Origin of the sequence: Pseudomonas sp. NBRC 111123, from assembly GCF_001320205.1 — a bacterium.
GTDB lineage: Bacteria > Pseudomonadota > Gammaproteobacteria > Pseudomonadales > Pseudomonadaceae > Aquipseudomonas > Aquipseudomonas putida_J.
This window is the reverse complement of the sequence record NZ_BCAZ01000002.1, coordinates 143,572-160,239: the sequence shown is the minus strand read 5'-3', so window position 1 is coordinate 160,239 and position 16,668 is coordinate 143,572. Positions and strand designations below refer to the sequence as shown.

Below are 16,668 nucleotides of genomic sequence, written 5' to 3'. Positions count from 1 at the left end.
CAGGTGAATTTCGTGAGCCAGCCTACGCCAGCCGTGCGTACCTTCCAAGACCTGATCCTCGCCCTGCAAAACTACTGGGCAGCTCAAGGTTGTGTGGTGCTTCAGCCCTACGATATGGAAGTAGGCGCCGGCACTTTCCACACCGCTACATTCCTGCGCGCCGTGGGTCCAGAAACCTGGAACGCCGCCTATGTGCAGCCTAGCCGTCGCCCTGCCGACGGGCGGTATGGCGAAAACCCCAACCGCCTGCAGCACTACTACCAGTTCCAGGTAGTCCTGAAGCCGAACCCGGCCAACTTCCAGGAGCTGTACCTCGGCTCGCTGAAAGCCATCGGCCTGGACCCGCTGGTCCACGACATCCGCTTCGTCGAAGACAACTGGGAGTCGCCGACCCTGGGCGCCTGGGGCCTGGGCTGGGAAATCTGGCTGAACGGCATGGAAGTCACCCAGTTCACCTACTTCCAGCAGGTAGGTGGCATCGAGTGCTACCCGGTCACCGGTGAAATCACCTACGGCCTCGAGCGCCTGGCCATGTACATCCAGGGCGTCGACTCGGTCTACGACCTGGTGTGGGCCGACGGCCCGTTCGGCAAGGTCACCTACGGCGACGTGTTCCACCAGAACGAGGTAGAGCAGTCGACCTACAACTTCGAACACGCCAACGTCGAGAAGCTGTTCGAACTGTTCGACTTCTATGAAAGCGAAGCAAACCGCCTGATCAAGCTGGAGCTGCCGCTGCCGACCTATGAAATGGTCCTGAAGGCCTCGCACACCTTCAACCTGCTCGATGCCCGCCGCGCCATCTCGGTAACCGAGCGCCAGCGTTACATCCTGCGCGTTCGTACCCTGGCTCGGGACGTGGCGCAAAGCTATCTGCAAGCCCGCGCACGCCTGGGCTTCCCGATGGCCACCCCTGAACTGCGTGACGAAGTGTTGGCGAAGCTGGAGGCTGCACAATGAGTGCTCAAGATTTCCTGGTAGAACTGGGCACCGAAGAGCTGCCACCCAAAGCCCTGGCAAGCCTCGGCGACGCCTTCCTGGCCGGTATCGAGAAAGGCCTGCAGGCCGCCGGCCTGAACTACACCGCCAAGCAGGTATACGCCGCGCCGCGTCGCCTGGCCGTGCTGATCCGCCAGCTCGATGTTCAGCAGCCTGACCGCAGCATCAACATCGACGGCCCGCCCATGCAGGCTGCTTTCAAAGACGGCGAGCCGACCCAGGCTGCCTTGGGCTTTGCCAAGAAGTGCGGCGTAGAGCTGTCCGAAATCGACCAGAGCGGCGCCAAGCTGCGCTTCTCGCAGCACATCCCGGGCAAGGCCACCGCCAGCCTGCTGCCGACCATCGTAGAAGATTCGCTCAACGACCTGCCGATCCCCAAGCGCATGCGCTGGGCCGCCAGCCGTGAAGAGTTCGTGCGCCCGACCCAGTGGCTGGTAATGCTGCTTGGCGACCAGGTGGTCGACTGCACCATCCTGTCGCAGAAGGCCAGCCGTGAGTCCCGTGGCCACCGCTTCCACCACCCGGAAAACGTGGTCATCACTACCCCGGCCAACTACGTCGAGGACCTGCGCAAGGCCTACGTGCTGGCCGACTTCGCCGAGCGTCGCGAGCTGATCAGCAAGCGCACCGCAGAGCTGGCCATGCAGCAGGAAGGCAGCGCCATCGTGCCGCCGGCACTGCTGGACGAAGTGACTGCCCTGGTCGAGTGGCCGGTGCCGCTGGTGTGCTCGTTCGAGGAGCGTTTCCTCGAGGTGCCGCAAGAAGCCCTGATCACTACCATGCAGGACAACCAGAAGTACTTCTGCCTGCTGGACAGCGAAGGCAAGCTGCTGCCGCGCTTCATCACCGTGGCCAACGTCGAGAGCCGTGACCCCAAGCAGATCGTGCAGGGTAATGAGAAGGTCGTGCGCCCGCGCCTGACCGACGCCGAGTTCTTCTTCAAGCAGGACAAGAAGCAGCCACTGGAAACCTTCAACGAGCGCCTGAAGAACGTGGTGTTCCAGGCTCAGCTGGGCACTGTCTACGACAAGGCCGAGCGCGTTTCCCGCCTGGCTGCGTTCATCGCCCCGCTGATTGGCGGCGACGCCCAGCGCGCCGGCCGTGCCGGCCTGCTGTCGAAGTGCGACCTGGCCACCGAAATGGTTGGCGAATTCCCTGAAATGCAGGGCGTTGCCGGCTACTACTACGCGCTCAACGATGGTGAGCCGGAAGACGTCGCCCTGGCCCTGAACGAGCAGTACATGCCGCGCGGTGCTGGCGCCGAGCTGCCGCAGACCCTCACCGGTGCTGCCGTGGCCATCGCCGACAAGCTCGATACCCTGGTTGGCATCTTCGGCATCGGCATGCTGCCCACCGGCAGCAAGGACCCATACGCCCTGCGCCGTGCAGCCCTGGGCGTGCTGCGCATCCTGATCGAGAAGCAGCTGGACCTCGACCTGAGCGCTGCAGTCGAGTTCGCGGTCAAGCAGTTCGGTGCCAAGGTCAAGGCCGCTGGCCTGGCCGAGCAGGTGCTGGAGTTCATCTTCGACCGCCTGCGCGCACGCTACGAAGACGAAGGCATCGACGTTGCCACCTACCTGTCGGTACGTGCCCTGAAGCCGGCTTCCGCCCTGGACTTCGACCAGCGCGTACAGGCTGTGCAGGCCTTCCGCAAGCTGCCGGAAGCCGAAGCCCTGGCCGCGGTGAACAAGCGCGTGTCGAACCTGCTGAGCAAGGCCGAAGGCGCCATCGCCGACCAGGTCGAGCCGAAATACTTCGACAACGCCAACGAGTTCTCCTTGTACTCGGCCATCCAGCAGGCCGACCAGGCCGTGCAACCGATGGCAGCCGCGCGTCAGTACAGCGAATCGCTGGCCCGCCTGGCGGCCCTGCGTGACCCGGTCGACGCCTTCTTCGAGGCGGTGATGGTCAACGCCGAAGACGCCAAGGTACGTGCCAACCGTTATGCCCTGCTCAGCCGCCTGCGCGGCCTGTTCCTGGGTGTGGCCGACATTTCGCTGCTGGGGTAAGCCTTGAAACTGCTGATTCTCGATCGTGACGGGGTGATCAACCAAGACTCCGACGCCTACATCAAGACGCTGGAAGAATGGATTCCGATCCCTGGCTCGGTCGAGGCCATCGCGCAGTTGAGCAAGGCTGGCTGGACGGTGGCCGTGGCCACCAACCAGTCCGGCATCGCCCGTGGCTACTACTCGCTGGCCACCCTGGAGGCCATGCACGCGCGCTTGCGCGAGCTGGTGGCCGAGCAGGGCGGCGAGGTGGGCCATATCGTGTATTGCCCGCACGGGCCAGATGAAGGCTGCGATTGCCGCAAGCCCAAGCCTGGCATGCTGCGGGCGATCGCCGAGCATTACCAGGTAGGCCTTGAAGGCGTCTGGTTCGTTGGCGACAGCAAAGGTGACCTGGAGGCCGCCCTGGCCGTCGGTGCACAACCCGTGTTGGTGAAAACCGGCAAGGGCGAGCGGACCCTGGAAAAAGGCGTCCCGGAAACTACACTGATTTTCGACGATCTGGCAGCTATCGCCAGAGAAATTATTTAAACAACAATGCGCCTTCGGGCGCATTTTCCCAGGCGGGCACGCCCCGCAACGGTACTTGCCACTATGTCGATCCTGCAGGCGATCAGAATCTTTCTTTTTTACCTGCTGCTGGGCACCAGTTCGCTGCTGTGGTGCTCGCTGAGCTTCTTCGTCGCGCCGTTCTTGTCGTTCCCCAAGCGCTACAAGTTCATCAACGTGTACTGGTGCCGTTGCGCGCTGTTTTTGGTGCGCACCATCCTCGGTATCAACTACAAGGTCACCGGTGCCGAGAACGTGCCGGCTGAGCCCTGCGTGATCCTGTCCAACCACCAGAGCACCTGGGAAACCTTTTTCCTTTCCCAGTACTTCTCGCCGCTGAGCCAGGTGCTCAAGCGCGAGCTGCTGTATGTGCCGTTCTTTGGTTGGGCCATGGCCATGCTGCGACCGATTGCGATCAACCGCGACAACCCCAAGGAAGCGCTGCGCCAGGTCGCCAGCAAGGGTGACGAGTTGCTCAAGCAGAAAACCTGGGTACTGATCTTCCCGGAAGGTACCCGGGTGCCGTTCGGTACTGTGGGCAAATTCTCCCGGGGCGGTACCGCGCTGGCCGTGAATGCCGGCCTGCCAGTGCTGCCGATTGCCCACAACGCCGGCAAGTTCTGGCCCAAGACGGGTTGGGGCAAGCGCTCGGGCACCATCGAAGTGGTCATCGGCAAGCCGATGTACGCCGAAGGTACCGGGCCACGGGCCATTGCCGAGCTCAACGACCGTGCAGCAGCCTGGAACGAGGCGACCCAGCGGGCTATGGGTTCGCTGCCGCCAGTCGATGAGAAACCGCAGGAACAGATCGCCTGACCATCTGTGGATAACTTGTGAACAGTTTTTTGATAAAGTGCCACGAGTCGAAGCTAAGTGTATGAATTAGCTGTTTATTTCTCTCTGTGACATTTTTCTGAAAAACGTGCATAAGTTTTTTCAGGGCATAAGAAAACCGGCTTTTACAGCCGGTTTTTTTATGCGTTCAATTGAGTGCCTACACGCTCCGTAGGAGCGGCCTTGCGGCCCTTTCGCGACGCAAGGCCGCTCCCACAAAAAACTCATAACGCCAAAGTGCAGAACACTGCATCAGACCTTGTCGATATCGACGTCCTTGGTTTCTTTCAGGCAGAAGATCCCCACCACCAGGCTGATACCGGTCACCAGCACCGGGTACCACAACCCGTAGAAGATATCCCCGGTATACACCACCAGCGCGAACGACACGGTTGGCAGGAAGCCGCCGAACCAACCGTTACCGATGTGGTAAGGGAGCGACATCGAGGTGTAACGGATGCGAGTCGGGAACAGCTCGACCATCACCGCCGCCAGCGGCCCGTAGGTCATGGTCGCGATCAGGATCATCGCCACGATCAGCACCACCACCATCACCTGATTGACCTGCCCCGGGTCGGCCTTGGCCGGGTAGCCCGCCTGCTCGATCGCCGTGCGCATGGCCGTTTCGTCGAACCCGCTGATGGTCTTGTCACCGATGTTGACCACCACTTCACTGCCGGCCACGCTCACCGAACTGTACGGCAGGCCCTGTTTGACCAGGAAGGTCTTGACCTTGTCGCACGGGCTGTCGAAACGCGCCTTGCCGACCGGGTCGAACTGGAAGGTGCAGCCCTGCGGGTCAGCGGTGACCACGATTGGCGCCTGCCGGCTGGCTGCGTCGATCTGCGGGTTGGCGTAATGGCTCAGGGCCTTGAACAGGGGGAAGTACAGTACGGTAGCCAGCAGCAGGCCGAGCATCAGGATCGGCTTGCGCCCGATACGGTCAGACAGCCAACCGAAGAACACGAAGAACGGCGCGCCGATCACCACGCTGATGATCAGCAGGGTATTGGCCTGGGCCGGGTCCATCTTGAGCATCTGGGTCATGAAGAACAGCACGTAGAACTGTGCTGTATAGAAGGTCACGGCTTGCCCGGCGTTGATGCTGAACAGCGCAGTAAGCACGACCTTCAGGTTGGGCCAGGAGGTGAACGACTCGCGGATCGGCGACTTGCTGACTTTGCCCTGGGCCTTCATTTTCACGAAGGCCGGCGACTCGTGCATGCTCATGCGAATCCAGGTGGAGATCGCCAGCAGGAAGATCGACAACAGGAACGGCAGGCGCCAGCCCCAGGTTTCAAACTGGTCACCACTGATGTAGCGACTGCCCAGTACCACCAGCAATGACAGCAGCAGGCCCAGGGTGGCGGTGGACTGGATGAAGCCGGTGTGGAAACCACGCTTGCCAGGTGGCGCGTGTTCGGCCACATAGGTGGCGGCACCGCCGTATTCACCGCCCAGCGCCAGCCCCTGGAGCATGCGCAAGATCACCAGGATGATTGGAGCAGCGATGCCGATGCTGGCGTAGGTGGGCAGCAGGCCGACGGCGAAGGTCGACAGGCCCATCAGCACGATGGTCACCAGGAAGGTGTACTTGCGCCCGATCATGTCGCCCAGGCGGCCGAACACCAAAGCACCGAATGGCCGCACCAGGAAGCCGGCGGCAAAGGCCATGAGGGCGAAGATGAAGGCAGTGGTATCGTTCACCCCAGCAAAGAACTGCTTGCTGATGACGGCGGCCAGCGCACCATAGAGAAAAAAGTCATACCACTCGAACACCGTCCCGAGGGATGACGCGAAAATGATCTTGCGTTCTTCACGACGGCTGGAGGCGCTCGCCGTTGCACCCTGCTCTTGGATGTAATCCGACATCGTTGCTGTCCTCGGCCCGCAGGCCACAGTGATTATTCTTGTTGTTCCACTGTCGGCAGCTTGTGACCGCGAGCTGCCGGTGTTGCACGCACCCGGTTCAGGGGGTCGGTATTGCGTCTTCGTTCAGATAGGTCTGGGTTGCCGCTCCTTTGAGGATCAGTTGCGCCGCCTTCTCGGCGATCATCAGGGTGGGGGAACAGGTATTGCCGGAGGTGATCTGCGGCATGATCGAGGCGTCGGCCACGCGCAGGCCAGGGATACCGTGCACACGCAACTGGTTATCCACAACGTCCAATTCACCGCTGCCCATGCGGCAGGTGCCGACCGGATGGAAGATGGTGGTGCCGATCTTGCCGGCTGCGTCGAACAGCTCTTCCTCGGTTTGCAGGGACGGCCCTGGCAAATATTCCTTGGGATCGAATGCGGCGAGGGCAGGGGCCTGGACGATGCGCCGGGTCAGGCGAATGGCATCGGCGGCAACGCGCAAGTCCTGGGGGGCGCTCAAGTAGTTGGGGTCGATCTGCGGCGTGCTGTTCATGTCCGCGCTGCGGATATCGATGCGCCCACGGCTGGCCGGGCGCAGGTTGCACACCGAGGCGGTGAAGGCTGGGAACTGATGCAGCGGCTCGCCGAAACGCTCCAGTGAAAGCGGCTGCACGTGATACTGCAGGTTGGGCGTGGCCTGCTCCGGGCTTGAACGCACAAAGGCCCCCAGCTGGCTCGGCGCCATGGCCAGCGGGCCACTGCGGTCGTAGAGATAGCGCAGGCCCATGCCCAACTTGCCCCACATGCTATTGGCCATCTGATTGAGGGAGCGGGTGTTGCGAATCTGGTAGATCAGCCGCAGTTGCAGGTGATCCTGCAAGTTGCCACCGACGCCCGGCATATCGTGCCGTACACCGATGCCCAGGCTTTCGAGCAGTTTGCGCGGGCCGATGCCGGAACGCTGGAGGATGCCGGGCGAACCGACTGCCCCCGCGCAGAGGATGATCTCGCGGCGCGCAGCAAACTCATGCCAGGTGCCTTGCCACAGCGCTTTCACCGCTCGAGCTCGGGTGTTGTTCAACAGCACCTGGTCAACTTGCACGCCGGTCAGCACGGTGAGATTGGGGCGGCCCTTGATCGGCCGCAAAAAGGCCTTGGAGGCGTTCCAGCGCACACCGCTGCGCTGATTGACCTGAAAGTATCCACAACCCTGGTTGTCGCCGGTGTTGAAGTCGTCGACCTTGCCGATGCCACGCTGCTCGGCGGCGTCGCGGAAGGCATCGAGAATTGGCCAGCTATAGCGCTGGCGCTCAACCCGCCATTCACCGTTGCTGCCGTGGTACTCGCTGGCACCGGCAAAGTGGTGCTCACTGGCCTTGAATAACGGCAGCACGTCTTTCCAGGCCCAGCCTTCGTTGCCTTGCGCGGCCCAATGATCGTAATCGGCGGCCTGGCCGCGCATGTAGATCATGCCATTGATCGAAGAACATCCGCCGAGCACCTTGCCCCGTGGATACCCCAGCGCGCGGCCGCCCAGTCCTGGCTGTGCTTCAGTCTTGAAGCACCAGTCGGTACGGGGGTTGCCGATGCAATAGAGGTAACCGACCGGGATGTGAATCCAGGGATAGTTGTCGCGGCCACCGGCTTCGAGCAGCAGGACGCGGCAGGAAGGGTCGGCGGACAAACGATTGGCCAGCAGGCAGCCGGCGGGACCAGCGCCTACGACCACGTAGTCGAAGACAGAATCGGCTGATGGCATGTGCAACCTCGCGCCTGATTATTATTCTTGTCCCGATCCATCTTAGTGAGTAATTTCGTCAAGGAAACACGAGATTTCGCGCAGCCGTTGTGCGTTTTAGCACAGCGGTAAGTCTGTACTGGCCTCTTCGCGGGCAAACCCGCTCCTATAGGTTCTACGCTGCTCCTGAAGCCTGCGCGATCCCTGTGGGAGCGGGTTTACCCGCGAAAAGGCCAGAACGAACAGCCACAAGGATCAGCATGTTCGACTGGAACGATCTGCGGTTTTTCCTCGAGTTGCAGCGCAGTGGCCGCCTGCTAAGCGCGGCCAAACGCCTCAATACCACCCACAGCACGGTCGCCCGGCATATCGAAAGCATCGAGAAGAGCCTGGGCACGCCACTGTTCGTGCAGCACGCCCAAGGCTATGAGCTGACCCCGTCGGGCCAGGCTCTGCTCAAGCATGCCGAAGCCATGGAGAACGTCGCCCTGCTGGCGCAGGAAGAAATCACCCAGGCCATCACCCCGCTGGGCAAGATTCGCCTGGGGGTGACCGAAGGCATCGGCATCATGTTCTTCACACCGCGCATGAACGAGCTGTTCGCCCGTTATCCGGGGCTGGAAGTGGAGCTGGTGGCCGTACCGCGCTTCGTCAGCATCCTCAACCGCGAGGCCGAGATCAGCATTCATCTGGAGCGGCCCAACGCCGACCTGCTGATCACCCGCAAGCTCACCGACTACCGCCTGGCGCTGTACGCCAGCCAGGGCTACCTGGACCGGGCGCCGCCCCTGCGCAACCGGGAGGACCTGGCCCGGCACAGCTGGATCGGCTACGTCGATGACCTGCTGTTCAGCCAGGAACTGCTGTTTCTCAACAGCTTTTGCCGCGCGCCGAACGTGGCCTTTCGCAGCACCAGTGTGATCGCCCAGCAAACCGCTGCCCGCGCAGGGCTGGGCATTGCCGTGCTGCCCAACTACATGGCCCGCCATGACCCGACACTGGTGCGTGTACTGCCCAGCGAGACCATCCAGCGCAGCTACTGGATCTGTACCCGCCGCGAATTGCACAAATCGGTGCGCCTGCGGGTGGTGTGGGACTACCTGCTGGCGCTGTGCGCGACGGAACAGGATGAACTGCTAGCCGAATAGCGCCTTGCCCGCCAGCAGCAGGGCCGCCAGCCAACCGGCCACGGCAAACAGCTGCTGCAGCCGAGGGCCGGCAATCCGAGTGGCCAACGGCCTGGCCAGCAACAGGCCGATCACTGCACCAAGGGCGAACGGTGCACCAATACGCCAATGCATCACACCCGCCAGGCTGGCGCTGACCACGCTACCCGTGGAAACCAGCGCGATCACTGCCAGGGATGTCGAGACGATGCTCTTCATGCGCAGGTTGGTGTAGCGGTTCAACGCAGGGATGATCACAAAGCCGCCACCCACTCCCAGCAGGCCGGAGAGCAAGCCGGACATCGCCCCGGTGAATGCCAAGGCGCGTGCGCACGGTAACGTCCAGCGCAAACGCCCCTGCAACGGGTTCAGGACGCAGGGCTCGATGTAACGATGGGCGTCGTTGCCTTCGCCGCGCAGCTCTTTGCTCGCCTTGCGCCATATGCGCAGGCAGGCGTAGATCAGCACGGCAGCGAACACCAGCGCCAAGGGTGTATTGGGCAAGCGGTGAGCCAGCATCAGGCCCAATGGTGCCGCAGCAATGCCGATCAGGGCGATGAACAGTGCCGCGCGATACCGCACCAGCCCTTCACGTAACCCGAGTACCGCGCCCACCGCCGCAGCAAGCCCTACGGCGAGCAGGCCGATGGGCGCCGCTTCGACCATCGACAGGCCAAGCCCGAACACCAGCAACGGCACAGCCAGAATGCCACCACCGGCGCCGGTCAGCGCCAGCACCGCACCGATGATCGCGCCAAGGCCTGCGCCCAGCAGCGGATGTTCGATCACTGTGCGGCCTCGGCATCCAGCGGTTGCGGGCGCGCCATCCACTCACGGCCTTTGAGCATGCCCTGCCAATACAGCGGCGGCAGCACCCGTGCCTTGAGCAGCCAGGCAAGGCGAGTCGGCTGGCGCCCATCGAGCAACCAGCGCGGAAAACTCGGTGCGACCTTGCCGCCATAGGTGAACTCGGCCAGGACGATCTTGCCGCGTTCAACAGTCAACGGGCAGGAGCCATAACCGTCGTACTGGGCCAGGGTGGGAAGGCGGCCCAGCGCCACCAGCACGTTGTTGGCCACCACCGGCGCCTGCTTGCGCGCTGCGGCGGCAGTCTTGGCGTTGCTGGTGTTGGCCACGTCACCCAGCGCATGCACATTGCCGAACTGGCGATGGCGCAAGGTATGCGGATCGACATCGACCCAACCGGCTGCATCGGCCAAGGGGCTGTTGCGGATGAAATCCGGGGCAACTTGCGGTGGCACCACATGCAACATGTCGAAGGCTTCGATACGGGTTTCACTGCTTCCGTCGGGCAGCGTGCGAACGAAAGTGGCACGCCGGTTAGGCCCATCCACGGCCACCAGGCGATGGCTGTAGTTGAGGTCAATGCCGTACTTGTCGATGTAGGCCATCAGTGCCGGCACATAGTCGGGGACGCCGAACAGCACTGCACCGGCATTGAAGAAACTGGCTTTCACATCGCCCAGCCGCCCGCTGCGCAGCCAGTGGTCACAGGACAGGTACAGCGCCTTTTGCGGCGCACCTGCGCACTTGATCGGCATAGGAGGCTGGGTGAACAGGGCGCGCCCTTGCTTGAGCTTTTGCACAAGCTCCCAGGTATAGGGCGCCAGGTCGTAGCGGTAGTTGGAGGTGACACCGTTGCGACCGAGGGTTTCGCTGAGTCCGTCAATGGCGTCCCAGTCGAGCTTGAGGCCAGGGCAGACCACCAGCTGTTCATAACTGATGGCGCGGCCCCCTTCGAGGGTGACCAGCTGGCCCAAAGGGTCGAACCCCTTGACCCGCGTCTTTATCCAGTGCACGCCCCGCGGCATGGCCGAGGCCATGGTGCGGGCAGTACTCGGCGCCTTGAACACGCCCGCGCCGACCAGGGTCCAGCCTGGCTGGTAGTAGTGCACATCGGCAGGGTCGATCAGGGCGATATCCAGTGACGGGTCACGGGCGATCAGGCTTGAGGCAGTGGCGATACCGGCGGCACCGGCACCGACGATGACCACCTTGTGGTGGTCGGCATTGGCAGGCATGGCAGTGAATCCTGGAATTTCTGGTAATGGGGCAGGGCAGTCAAAGTTTGTTCAGCGGGATCTTCAGGTAGCTCACGCCGTTCTCTTCAGGCTCCGGGAGCTGGCCGCTGCGCATGTTCACCTGCACCGATGGCAGGATCAGCACGGGCATGTCGAGGGTCTTGTCGCGAGCTTCGCGCATGGCCACGAAGCTGTCCTCGGAAATGCCTTGGTGGATGTGGATATTGCTGGCGCGCTGCTCGCCCACCGTGGTGACGTACTGCATCTCGCGCCCGCCTGGCAGGTAGTCGTGGCACATGAACAACCGGGTCTGGTCGGGGAATGCCAGCAACCGGCGGATCGAGCGGTACAGTGTGCGCGCATCGGCGCCGGGGAAGTCGCAGCGGGCGGTGCCATAGTCAGGCATGAACAGCGTATCGCCAACGAACACCGCCGTTTCGCCAGCGTCCACAACCATGTAGCTGATACACGCTGGCGTATGTCCGGGAGTATGCAGCGCGCGGGCATGCAGGTTGCCGATGCTGAAGCCTTCCTCATCTTCGAAAAGCACATCGAACTGGCTGCCGTCGCGGGCGAAGCCGGGCTCGGCATTGAATAAGGTGCCGAAGACCTTCTGCACCTGAGTGATGTGCGCGCCGATGGCTGTGTGGCCGCCGAGCTTGGCCTTCAGGTAGGCTGCTGCCGAAAGGTGGTCGGCATGCACGTGGGTTTCCAACACCCACTGTACTGTGGCGTTGAGTTCTGCCACGCGCTCGATCAGGCGATCCGCCGATGCGCTGCTGGTGCGTCCGGATTTGGGGTCGTAGTCCAGCACGCTGTCGATCAGTGCGCACTTGAGCGTTTCACGGTCCATGACCAGGTAGCTGATGGTCGAGGTCGCCTCGTCGTAGAAAGCGTCCACGTGAAGGTTGTTGCCGATGATCATCACGTTCTCCAATTGATCCACCTCGCCTTGTAAGGCGTAGGCAGTGATAGGAGATTTATCAAGATACATGCCAGACATTTCTTATGGCTACGGCCCAATAAACACTGAACGTCACTGGCAGCTGTCAGGCATTCTGGCAGCGTGTTTGGCAGTCGACTGTCTGCCAATGGCAGTGTTTGGCAGTCCTTGTTACCCTGCGCCGGGTCATCCCAAGGTGCTGTCATGTCTGAATCCCATCCCCTCGTCCTAGCTCTGGTGTCCTACCTTGAGCACGATGCCCTGCCTACTATCGTGCTGGACACCGACTACAACATCCTCGCGGCCAACGCGGCCTACCGCCGGCAGTTCGGTCGAGATGAACAGGCGCCGCTGGGGGAGAAGTGCCATCGGGTCTCCCATCACTATGCTGTGCCTTGCGACCAGGCAGGTGAGCACTGCCCGATGCGCAAGGCGTGGAACAGCAAGGTGCCAGAGCGCGTGCTGCATATTCATCACACGCCCCGTGGGCCCGAGCATGTGGATGTCGAGCTGCGGCCGATCCTCGACGAACAGGGCAGGGTGGTGGCCTTCGTCGAGCGGCTGACCAGTATCACCTTGGCCTCGGCACAACCACAGCAACAGGGCCTGGTCGGGCGTGCGCCAGCGTTCAAGTCGGCATTGGCGAGCTTGCAACGTGCCGCACCAGCACAGATCCCTGTGTTGCTCCAGGGCGAGTCGGGTACCGGCAAGGAGCTGTTTGCCCGGGCCATCCACATGGGCAGCCCACGGGCGAATGGGCCGCTGGTAGTGGTGGACTGCACCGGCCTGACTGAGTCGCTGTTCGAGAGCGAACTGTTCGGTTACGAGAAAGGTGCGTTCACGGGCGCCAACCAGCGCAAGATCGGCCTGGCCGAAGCGGCCCATGGTGGCACGCTGTTCCTTGATGAGATCGGCGAGGTGCCGCTGGCGATGCAGGTCAAACTGCTGCGCCTGATCGAGTCCGGCAGCTTCCGCCCGGTGGGCAGCCTGCGAACCGTGCATTCGGATTTCCGCCTGGTGTCGGCGACCCATAAGCCGCTGAAGCAGATGGTGGCTGACGGGACTTTCCGAGAAGATCTGTATTACCGCATCAGTGGCTTTCCGATCCGCTTGCCGGCATTGCGTGAACGGGTGGAAGATCTGCCTTTGCTGGCCGAGAGCCTGTTACAACGCATGACCGGTACGCCAACAACAATGCTGACCGAGGAAGCACTGACGCAACTGGGGCTGCATTCATTTCCAGGCAACATTCGCGAATTGCGCAATATTCTGGAGAGGGCACGGCTGTTTGCCGATGACGGCTTGATCCGGCCGGAGCATTTGCCGGAAGACGTTGGGCCGAAATGGGCAGTTGCTGCAAGCAGACGGGGAGGGCGAAGTGACTTGGGCGACCTGGCACAGGCGCTCGAACAGTTCCAAGGATCGCGCAGCGAGCTGGCACGTCATCTTGGCCTGAGTGAGCGTACCCTGTATCGCCGCTTGAAAGCCCTTGGCCTCAATTAGTGCCGTGACTGTCTTTACCGGACCTTTACCTCTGCCCTTACAAGATTCGACAAAACCTGTGGTCTGATCAGTTAACCGCACCAGGCACTCAGCTACACCCGCCGGGCGTTAAACAAGCAGAGGACCACCCCATGAAGAAAACCCTGACCGTACTCTGCGCCGCGCTTGTGCTCAGCACACCCTTGGCCAGCTTCGCTCAACCAGGCCCTGACCGTTACGACGATGGCCACGGCCCGTCCCATCAGGGCTATCAACCCCATGGCCAGCCCGAACGACATGACCGCCATGACAACGGTCGCTACCCGGCGTACCACAACCCGAACTTCCGCCCCGAAGCGGGTATGCCAATGCCGCATCAGCAGTGGCACCGTGGGTATGTGGTCGAACCGCGCTACCGTGTCGACCGCTACTGGGTGACCGACTGGCGCGCACGGCATCTGTACGCACCACCACGTGATCATCGCTGGTTGTACGTGAACGGTGACTATGTGCTGGTAGCGATTGCCAGTGGTGTGGTCGTCAACGTGCTTTCCGGCTACTGATATTCGCAGATAAAAAAACGCCCGCATCAGCGGGCGTTTTTTATCTTGCGATCTACACCTGATCAGAAGTCCAGGTTCGATACCGACAGGGCATTGCTTTCGATGAAGTCACGGCGTGGCTCCACCGCGTCACCCATCAGGGTGTTGAAGATCTGGTCGGCGGCAATCGCGTCTTCGATGGTGACCTTGAGCATGCGGCGGACGGTTGGGTCCATGGTGGTTTCCCACAGCTGCTCCGGGTTCATCTCGCCCAGACCTTTGTATCGCTGGATGGTGTGGCGCTTGGTGCTTTCGTTCATCAGCCAGTCTAGGCCTTCCTTGAACTCGACAATCGCCTTGCGGCGCTCACCACGCTGAACATAGGCGCCTTCACCCAGCAGGGTAGAAAGCTTGGCACCGACATTGACCACCGTACGGTAGTCGTTGCTGCCGAAGAAATCGCGGTTGAAGGTGACGTAGCTGGCCAGGCCGTGGGAGGTGATTTCCACTTCCGGCAGCCAGACATTGCGCTCCTTGTCTTCGCGCAGGCTGGCCTGATAGGCCAGGCCCGACTTCTGGCTGTTGCTCAGGCGCTCTTGGAACTTCACCAGCCAGGCTTGCATCACCGCGTGGTCGCCCAGTTGCTCCAGGGTGACTTCCGGCAGGTAGATGAAGTGCTCGGTGATGTCTTCCGGGTACAGGCGCGACAAACGCTTGAGGGTTTTCATCACCGCGCGGAATTCGTTCACCAGGGTCTCCAGCTGTACGCCGGAAACGGCTGGCGCCGATTCGTCCAGGTGCAGGCTGGCATCTTCGAGGGCCGACTGGGTCATGTATTCTTCCATGGCCTCGTCGTCCTTGATGTACTGCTCCTGCTTGCCTTTCTTGACCTTGTACAGCGGCGGCTGGGCGATGTAGATGTAACCGCGCTCGACCAGCTCCGGCAGCTGACGGAAGAAGAAGGTCAGCAACAGGGTACGGATATGCGAACCGTCGACGTCAGCATCGGTCATGATGATGATGTTGTGATAACGCAGCTTGTCGATGTTGTACTCTTCGCGGCCAATGCCACAGCCCAACGCGGTAATCAGCGTGCCCACTTCCTGGGACGAGATCATCTTGTCGAAGCGAGCTTTCTCGACGTTGAGGATCTTGCCCTTCAGCGGCAGGATCGCCTGGGTACGACGGTTACGGCCTTGCTTGGCCGAGCCACCCGCGGAGTCACCCTCCACCAGGTACAGTTCGGAGAGGGCAGGGTCCTTCTCCTGGCAGTCCGCCAGTTTGCCCGGCAGACCCGCGATATCCAGTGCACCTTTGCGGCGGGTCATTTCACGGGCTTTACGTGCCGCTTCACGCGCACGGGCAGCGTCGATCATCTTGCCTACCACGGCCTTGGCTTCGTTCGGGTTTTCCAGGAGGAAGTCGGCGAAGTACTTGTTCATCTCTTGTTCGACGGCGGTTTTCACCTCCGAGGAGACCAGCTTGTCTTTGGTCTGCGAGCTGAACTTCGGATCCGGCACCTTTACCGAAATGATCGCGGTCAAGCCTTCACGGGCATCGTCACCCGTCGTGGCGACCTTGTTCTTCTTAGCCAGGCCTTCCTGCTCGATGTAGCTGTTCAGGCTACGGGTCAGCGAGGAACGGAAACCGACCAAGTGAGTACCGCCGTCACGCTGCGGAATGTTGTTGGTGAAGCACAGCAGGTTCTCGTTGAAGCTGTCGTTCCACTGCAGGGCAATCTCGACCCCCACGCCATCGTCACGCTGGACGTTGAAGTGGAAGACCTGCGAGTTGATTGGGGTCTTGTTGGTGTTGAGGTATTCAACGAATGCGCTCAAGCCACCTTCGTATTTGAAGAACTCTTCTTTGCCCGAACGCTCGTCCTTCAGCAGGATGCCAACACCCGAGTTGAGGAAAGACAGTTCGCGAATCCGCTTGGCCAGGATGTCCCAGCTGAAGTGGATGTTCTTGAAGGTTTCAGCCGAAGGCTTGAAGTGGATGTGGGTACCGGTGGTTTCGCTGTCACCGACTACGGCCATCGGCGCCTGTGGAACACCGTGAACGTAGGTCTGCTCCCAGATCTTGCCGCTGCGGCGAACAGTCAGCACCAGCTTCTCGGACAGCGCGTTTACTACCGAAACGCCTACCCCGTGCAGACCACCAGATACTTTGTACGAGTTGTCGTCGAACTTACCGCCAGCGTGCAGCACAGTCATGATGACCTCGGCTGCGGATACGCCTTCTTCTTTATGCACGTCGACCGGAATGCCGCGACCGTTGTCGCGCACGCTGATGGATTCGTCCGTGTGGATGATGACGGTGATGTCATCGCAGTGACCGGCGAGGGCTTCGTCGATCGAGTTGTCGACCACCTCGAAGACCATGTGGTGCAGGCCGCTACCATCATCGGTGTCGCCAATGTACATGCCGGGACGCTTGCGTACGGCATCCAAACCTTTCAGCACCTTGATGCTGGAGGAGTCGTACGTTTGATTTTCGCTCATGCC

The 16,668-nt window shown here is 61.6% G+C and carries 13 protein-coding genes; 7 read left to right on the top strand and 6 right to left on the bottom strand.

Features of this window, described 5'->3' with window-relative positions:
* Positions 1-12 precede the first annotated feature (12 nt).
* The 4 genes from glyQ (at position 13) to APH27_RS01915 (ending at position 4,373) form a co-directional block, all read left to right on the top strand.
* Positions 13-960: a glycine--tRNA ligase subunit alpha gene (gene glyQ / locus APH27_RS01930; RefSeq protein WP_027592054.1), complete on the top strand. Its 948-nt coding sequence runs from the start codon at positions 13-15 to the stop codon at positions 958-960.
* Positions 957-3,008 (top strand): glycine--tRNA ligase subunit beta, encoded by a 2,052-nt coding sequence (gene glyS / locus APH27_RS01925; RefSeq protein WP_060483840.1) that lies wholly within the window; start codon positions 957-959, stop codon positions 3,006-3,008. The genes glyQ and glyS overlap by 4 nt, the downstream gene beginning before the upstream one ends.
* Positions 3,009-3,011: 3 nt before the next feature.
* Positions 3,012-3,539: a D-glycero-beta-D-manno-heptose 1,7-bisphosphate 7-phosphatase gene (gmhB, locus tag APH27_RS01920; RefSeq protein ID WP_027917127.1), complete on the top strand. Its 528-nt coding sequence runs from the start codon at positions 3,012-3,014 to the stop codon at positions 3,537-3,539.
* Positions 3,540-3,602: 63 nt separating this feature from the next.
* Complete coding sequence (locus APH27_RS01915) at positions 3,603-4,373, top strand: 1-acyl-sn-glycerol-3-phosphate acyltransferase (protein ID WP_060483839.1); 771 nt, start codon at positions 3,603-3,605, stop codon at positions 4,371-4,373.
* 270 nt (positions 4,374-4,643) lie between these two features.
* Here the strand turns inward: APH27_RS01915 and APH27_RS01910 are convergent, their stop codons facing one another.
* Complete coding sequence (locus APH27_RS01910; RefSeq protein ID WP_027917125.1) at positions 4,644-6,263, bottom strand: MFS transporter; 1,620 nt, start codon at positions 6,261-6,263, stop codon at positions 4,644-4,646.
* 97 nt (positions 6,264-6,360) lie between these two features.
* Entirely contained in the window at positions 6,361-8,007 is a 1,647-nt protein-coding gene (locus APH27_RS01905; RefSeq protein ID WP_060483838.1) for a GMC family oxidoreductase, read from the bottom strand.
* A 239-nt stretch (positions 8,008-8,246) separates the two neighbouring features.
* On the opposite strand from APH27_RS01905, the gene APH27_RS01900 reads away from it, so the two are divergent.
* Positions 8,247-9,134, top strand: coding sequence for a LysR family transcriptional regulator (locus APH27_RS01900; RefSeq protein WP_027917123.1), 888 nt, complete (start codon positions 8,247-8,249; stop codon positions 9,132-9,134).
* Here APH27_RS01900 and APH27_RS01895 read toward each other — a convergent pair.
* From APH27_RS01895 to APH27_RS01885, 3 genes are read right to left on the bottom strand one after another with little or no spacing between them, the layout of a single operon-like run.
* The gene (locus tag APH27_RS01895; RefSeq protein WP_060483837.1) at positions 9,123-9,941 is read right to left on the bottom strand and encodes a sulfite exporter TauE/SafE family protein; all 819 of its coding nucleotides are present in this window, start codon (positions 9,939-9,941) and stop codon (positions 9,123-9,125) included. The two genes, APH27_RS01900 and APH27_RS01895, sit on opposite strands and share 12 nt — an antisense overlap.
* Positions 9,938-11,194 (bottom strand): FAD/NAD(P)-binding oxidoreductase, encoded by a 1,257-nt coding sequence (locus APH27_RS01890; RefSeq protein ID WP_156335843.1) that lies wholly within the window; start codon positions 11,192-11,194, stop codon positions 9,938-9,940. The genes APH27_RS01895 and APH27_RS01890 overlap by 4 nt, the downstream gene beginning before the upstream one ends.
* 40 nt (positions 11,195-11,234) lie before the next feature.
* Positions 11,235-12,119: an MBL fold metallo-hydrolase gene (locus APH27_RS01885; protein ID WP_060483835.1), complete on the bottom strand. Its 885-nt coding sequence runs from the start codon at positions 12,117-12,119 to the stop codon at positions 11,235-11,237.
* A gap of 222 nt (positions 12,120-12,341) precedes the next feature.
* On the opposite strand from APH27_RS01885, the gene APH27_RS01880 reads away from it, so the two are divergent.
* Together APH27_RS01880 and APH27_RS01875 are read left to right on the top strand one after the other, a co-directional pair.
* Positions 12,342-13,640 carry a sigma-54-dependent Fis family transcriptional regulator gene (locus tag APH27_RS01880; RefSeq protein WP_060483834.1) on the top strand — a complete coding sequence of 433 codons (1,299 nt, stop codon included), beginning with the start codon at positions 12,342-12,344 and terminating at the stop codon, positions 13,638-13,640.
* A 131-nt stretch (positions 13,641-13,771) separates the two neighbouring features.
* On the top strand, positions 13,772-14,182 hold the full coding sequence (locus APH27_RS01875; protein WP_027917118.1) for an RcnB family protein: 411 nt from the start codon (positions 13,772-13,774) through the stop codon (positions 14,180-14,182).
* A 62-nt stretch (positions 14,183-14,244) separates the two neighbouring features.
* Here APH27_RS01875 and gyrB read toward each other — a convergent pair whose 3' ends face one another.
* On the bottom strand, positions 14,245-16,665 hold the full coding sequence (gene gyrB, locus APH27_RS01870; protein WP_060483833.1) for a DNA topoisomerase (ATP-hydrolyzing) subunit B: 2,421 nt from the start codon (positions 16,663-16,665) through the stop codon (positions 14,245-14,247).
* Between the last annotated feature and the right edge of the window lie 3 nt (positions 16,666-16,668).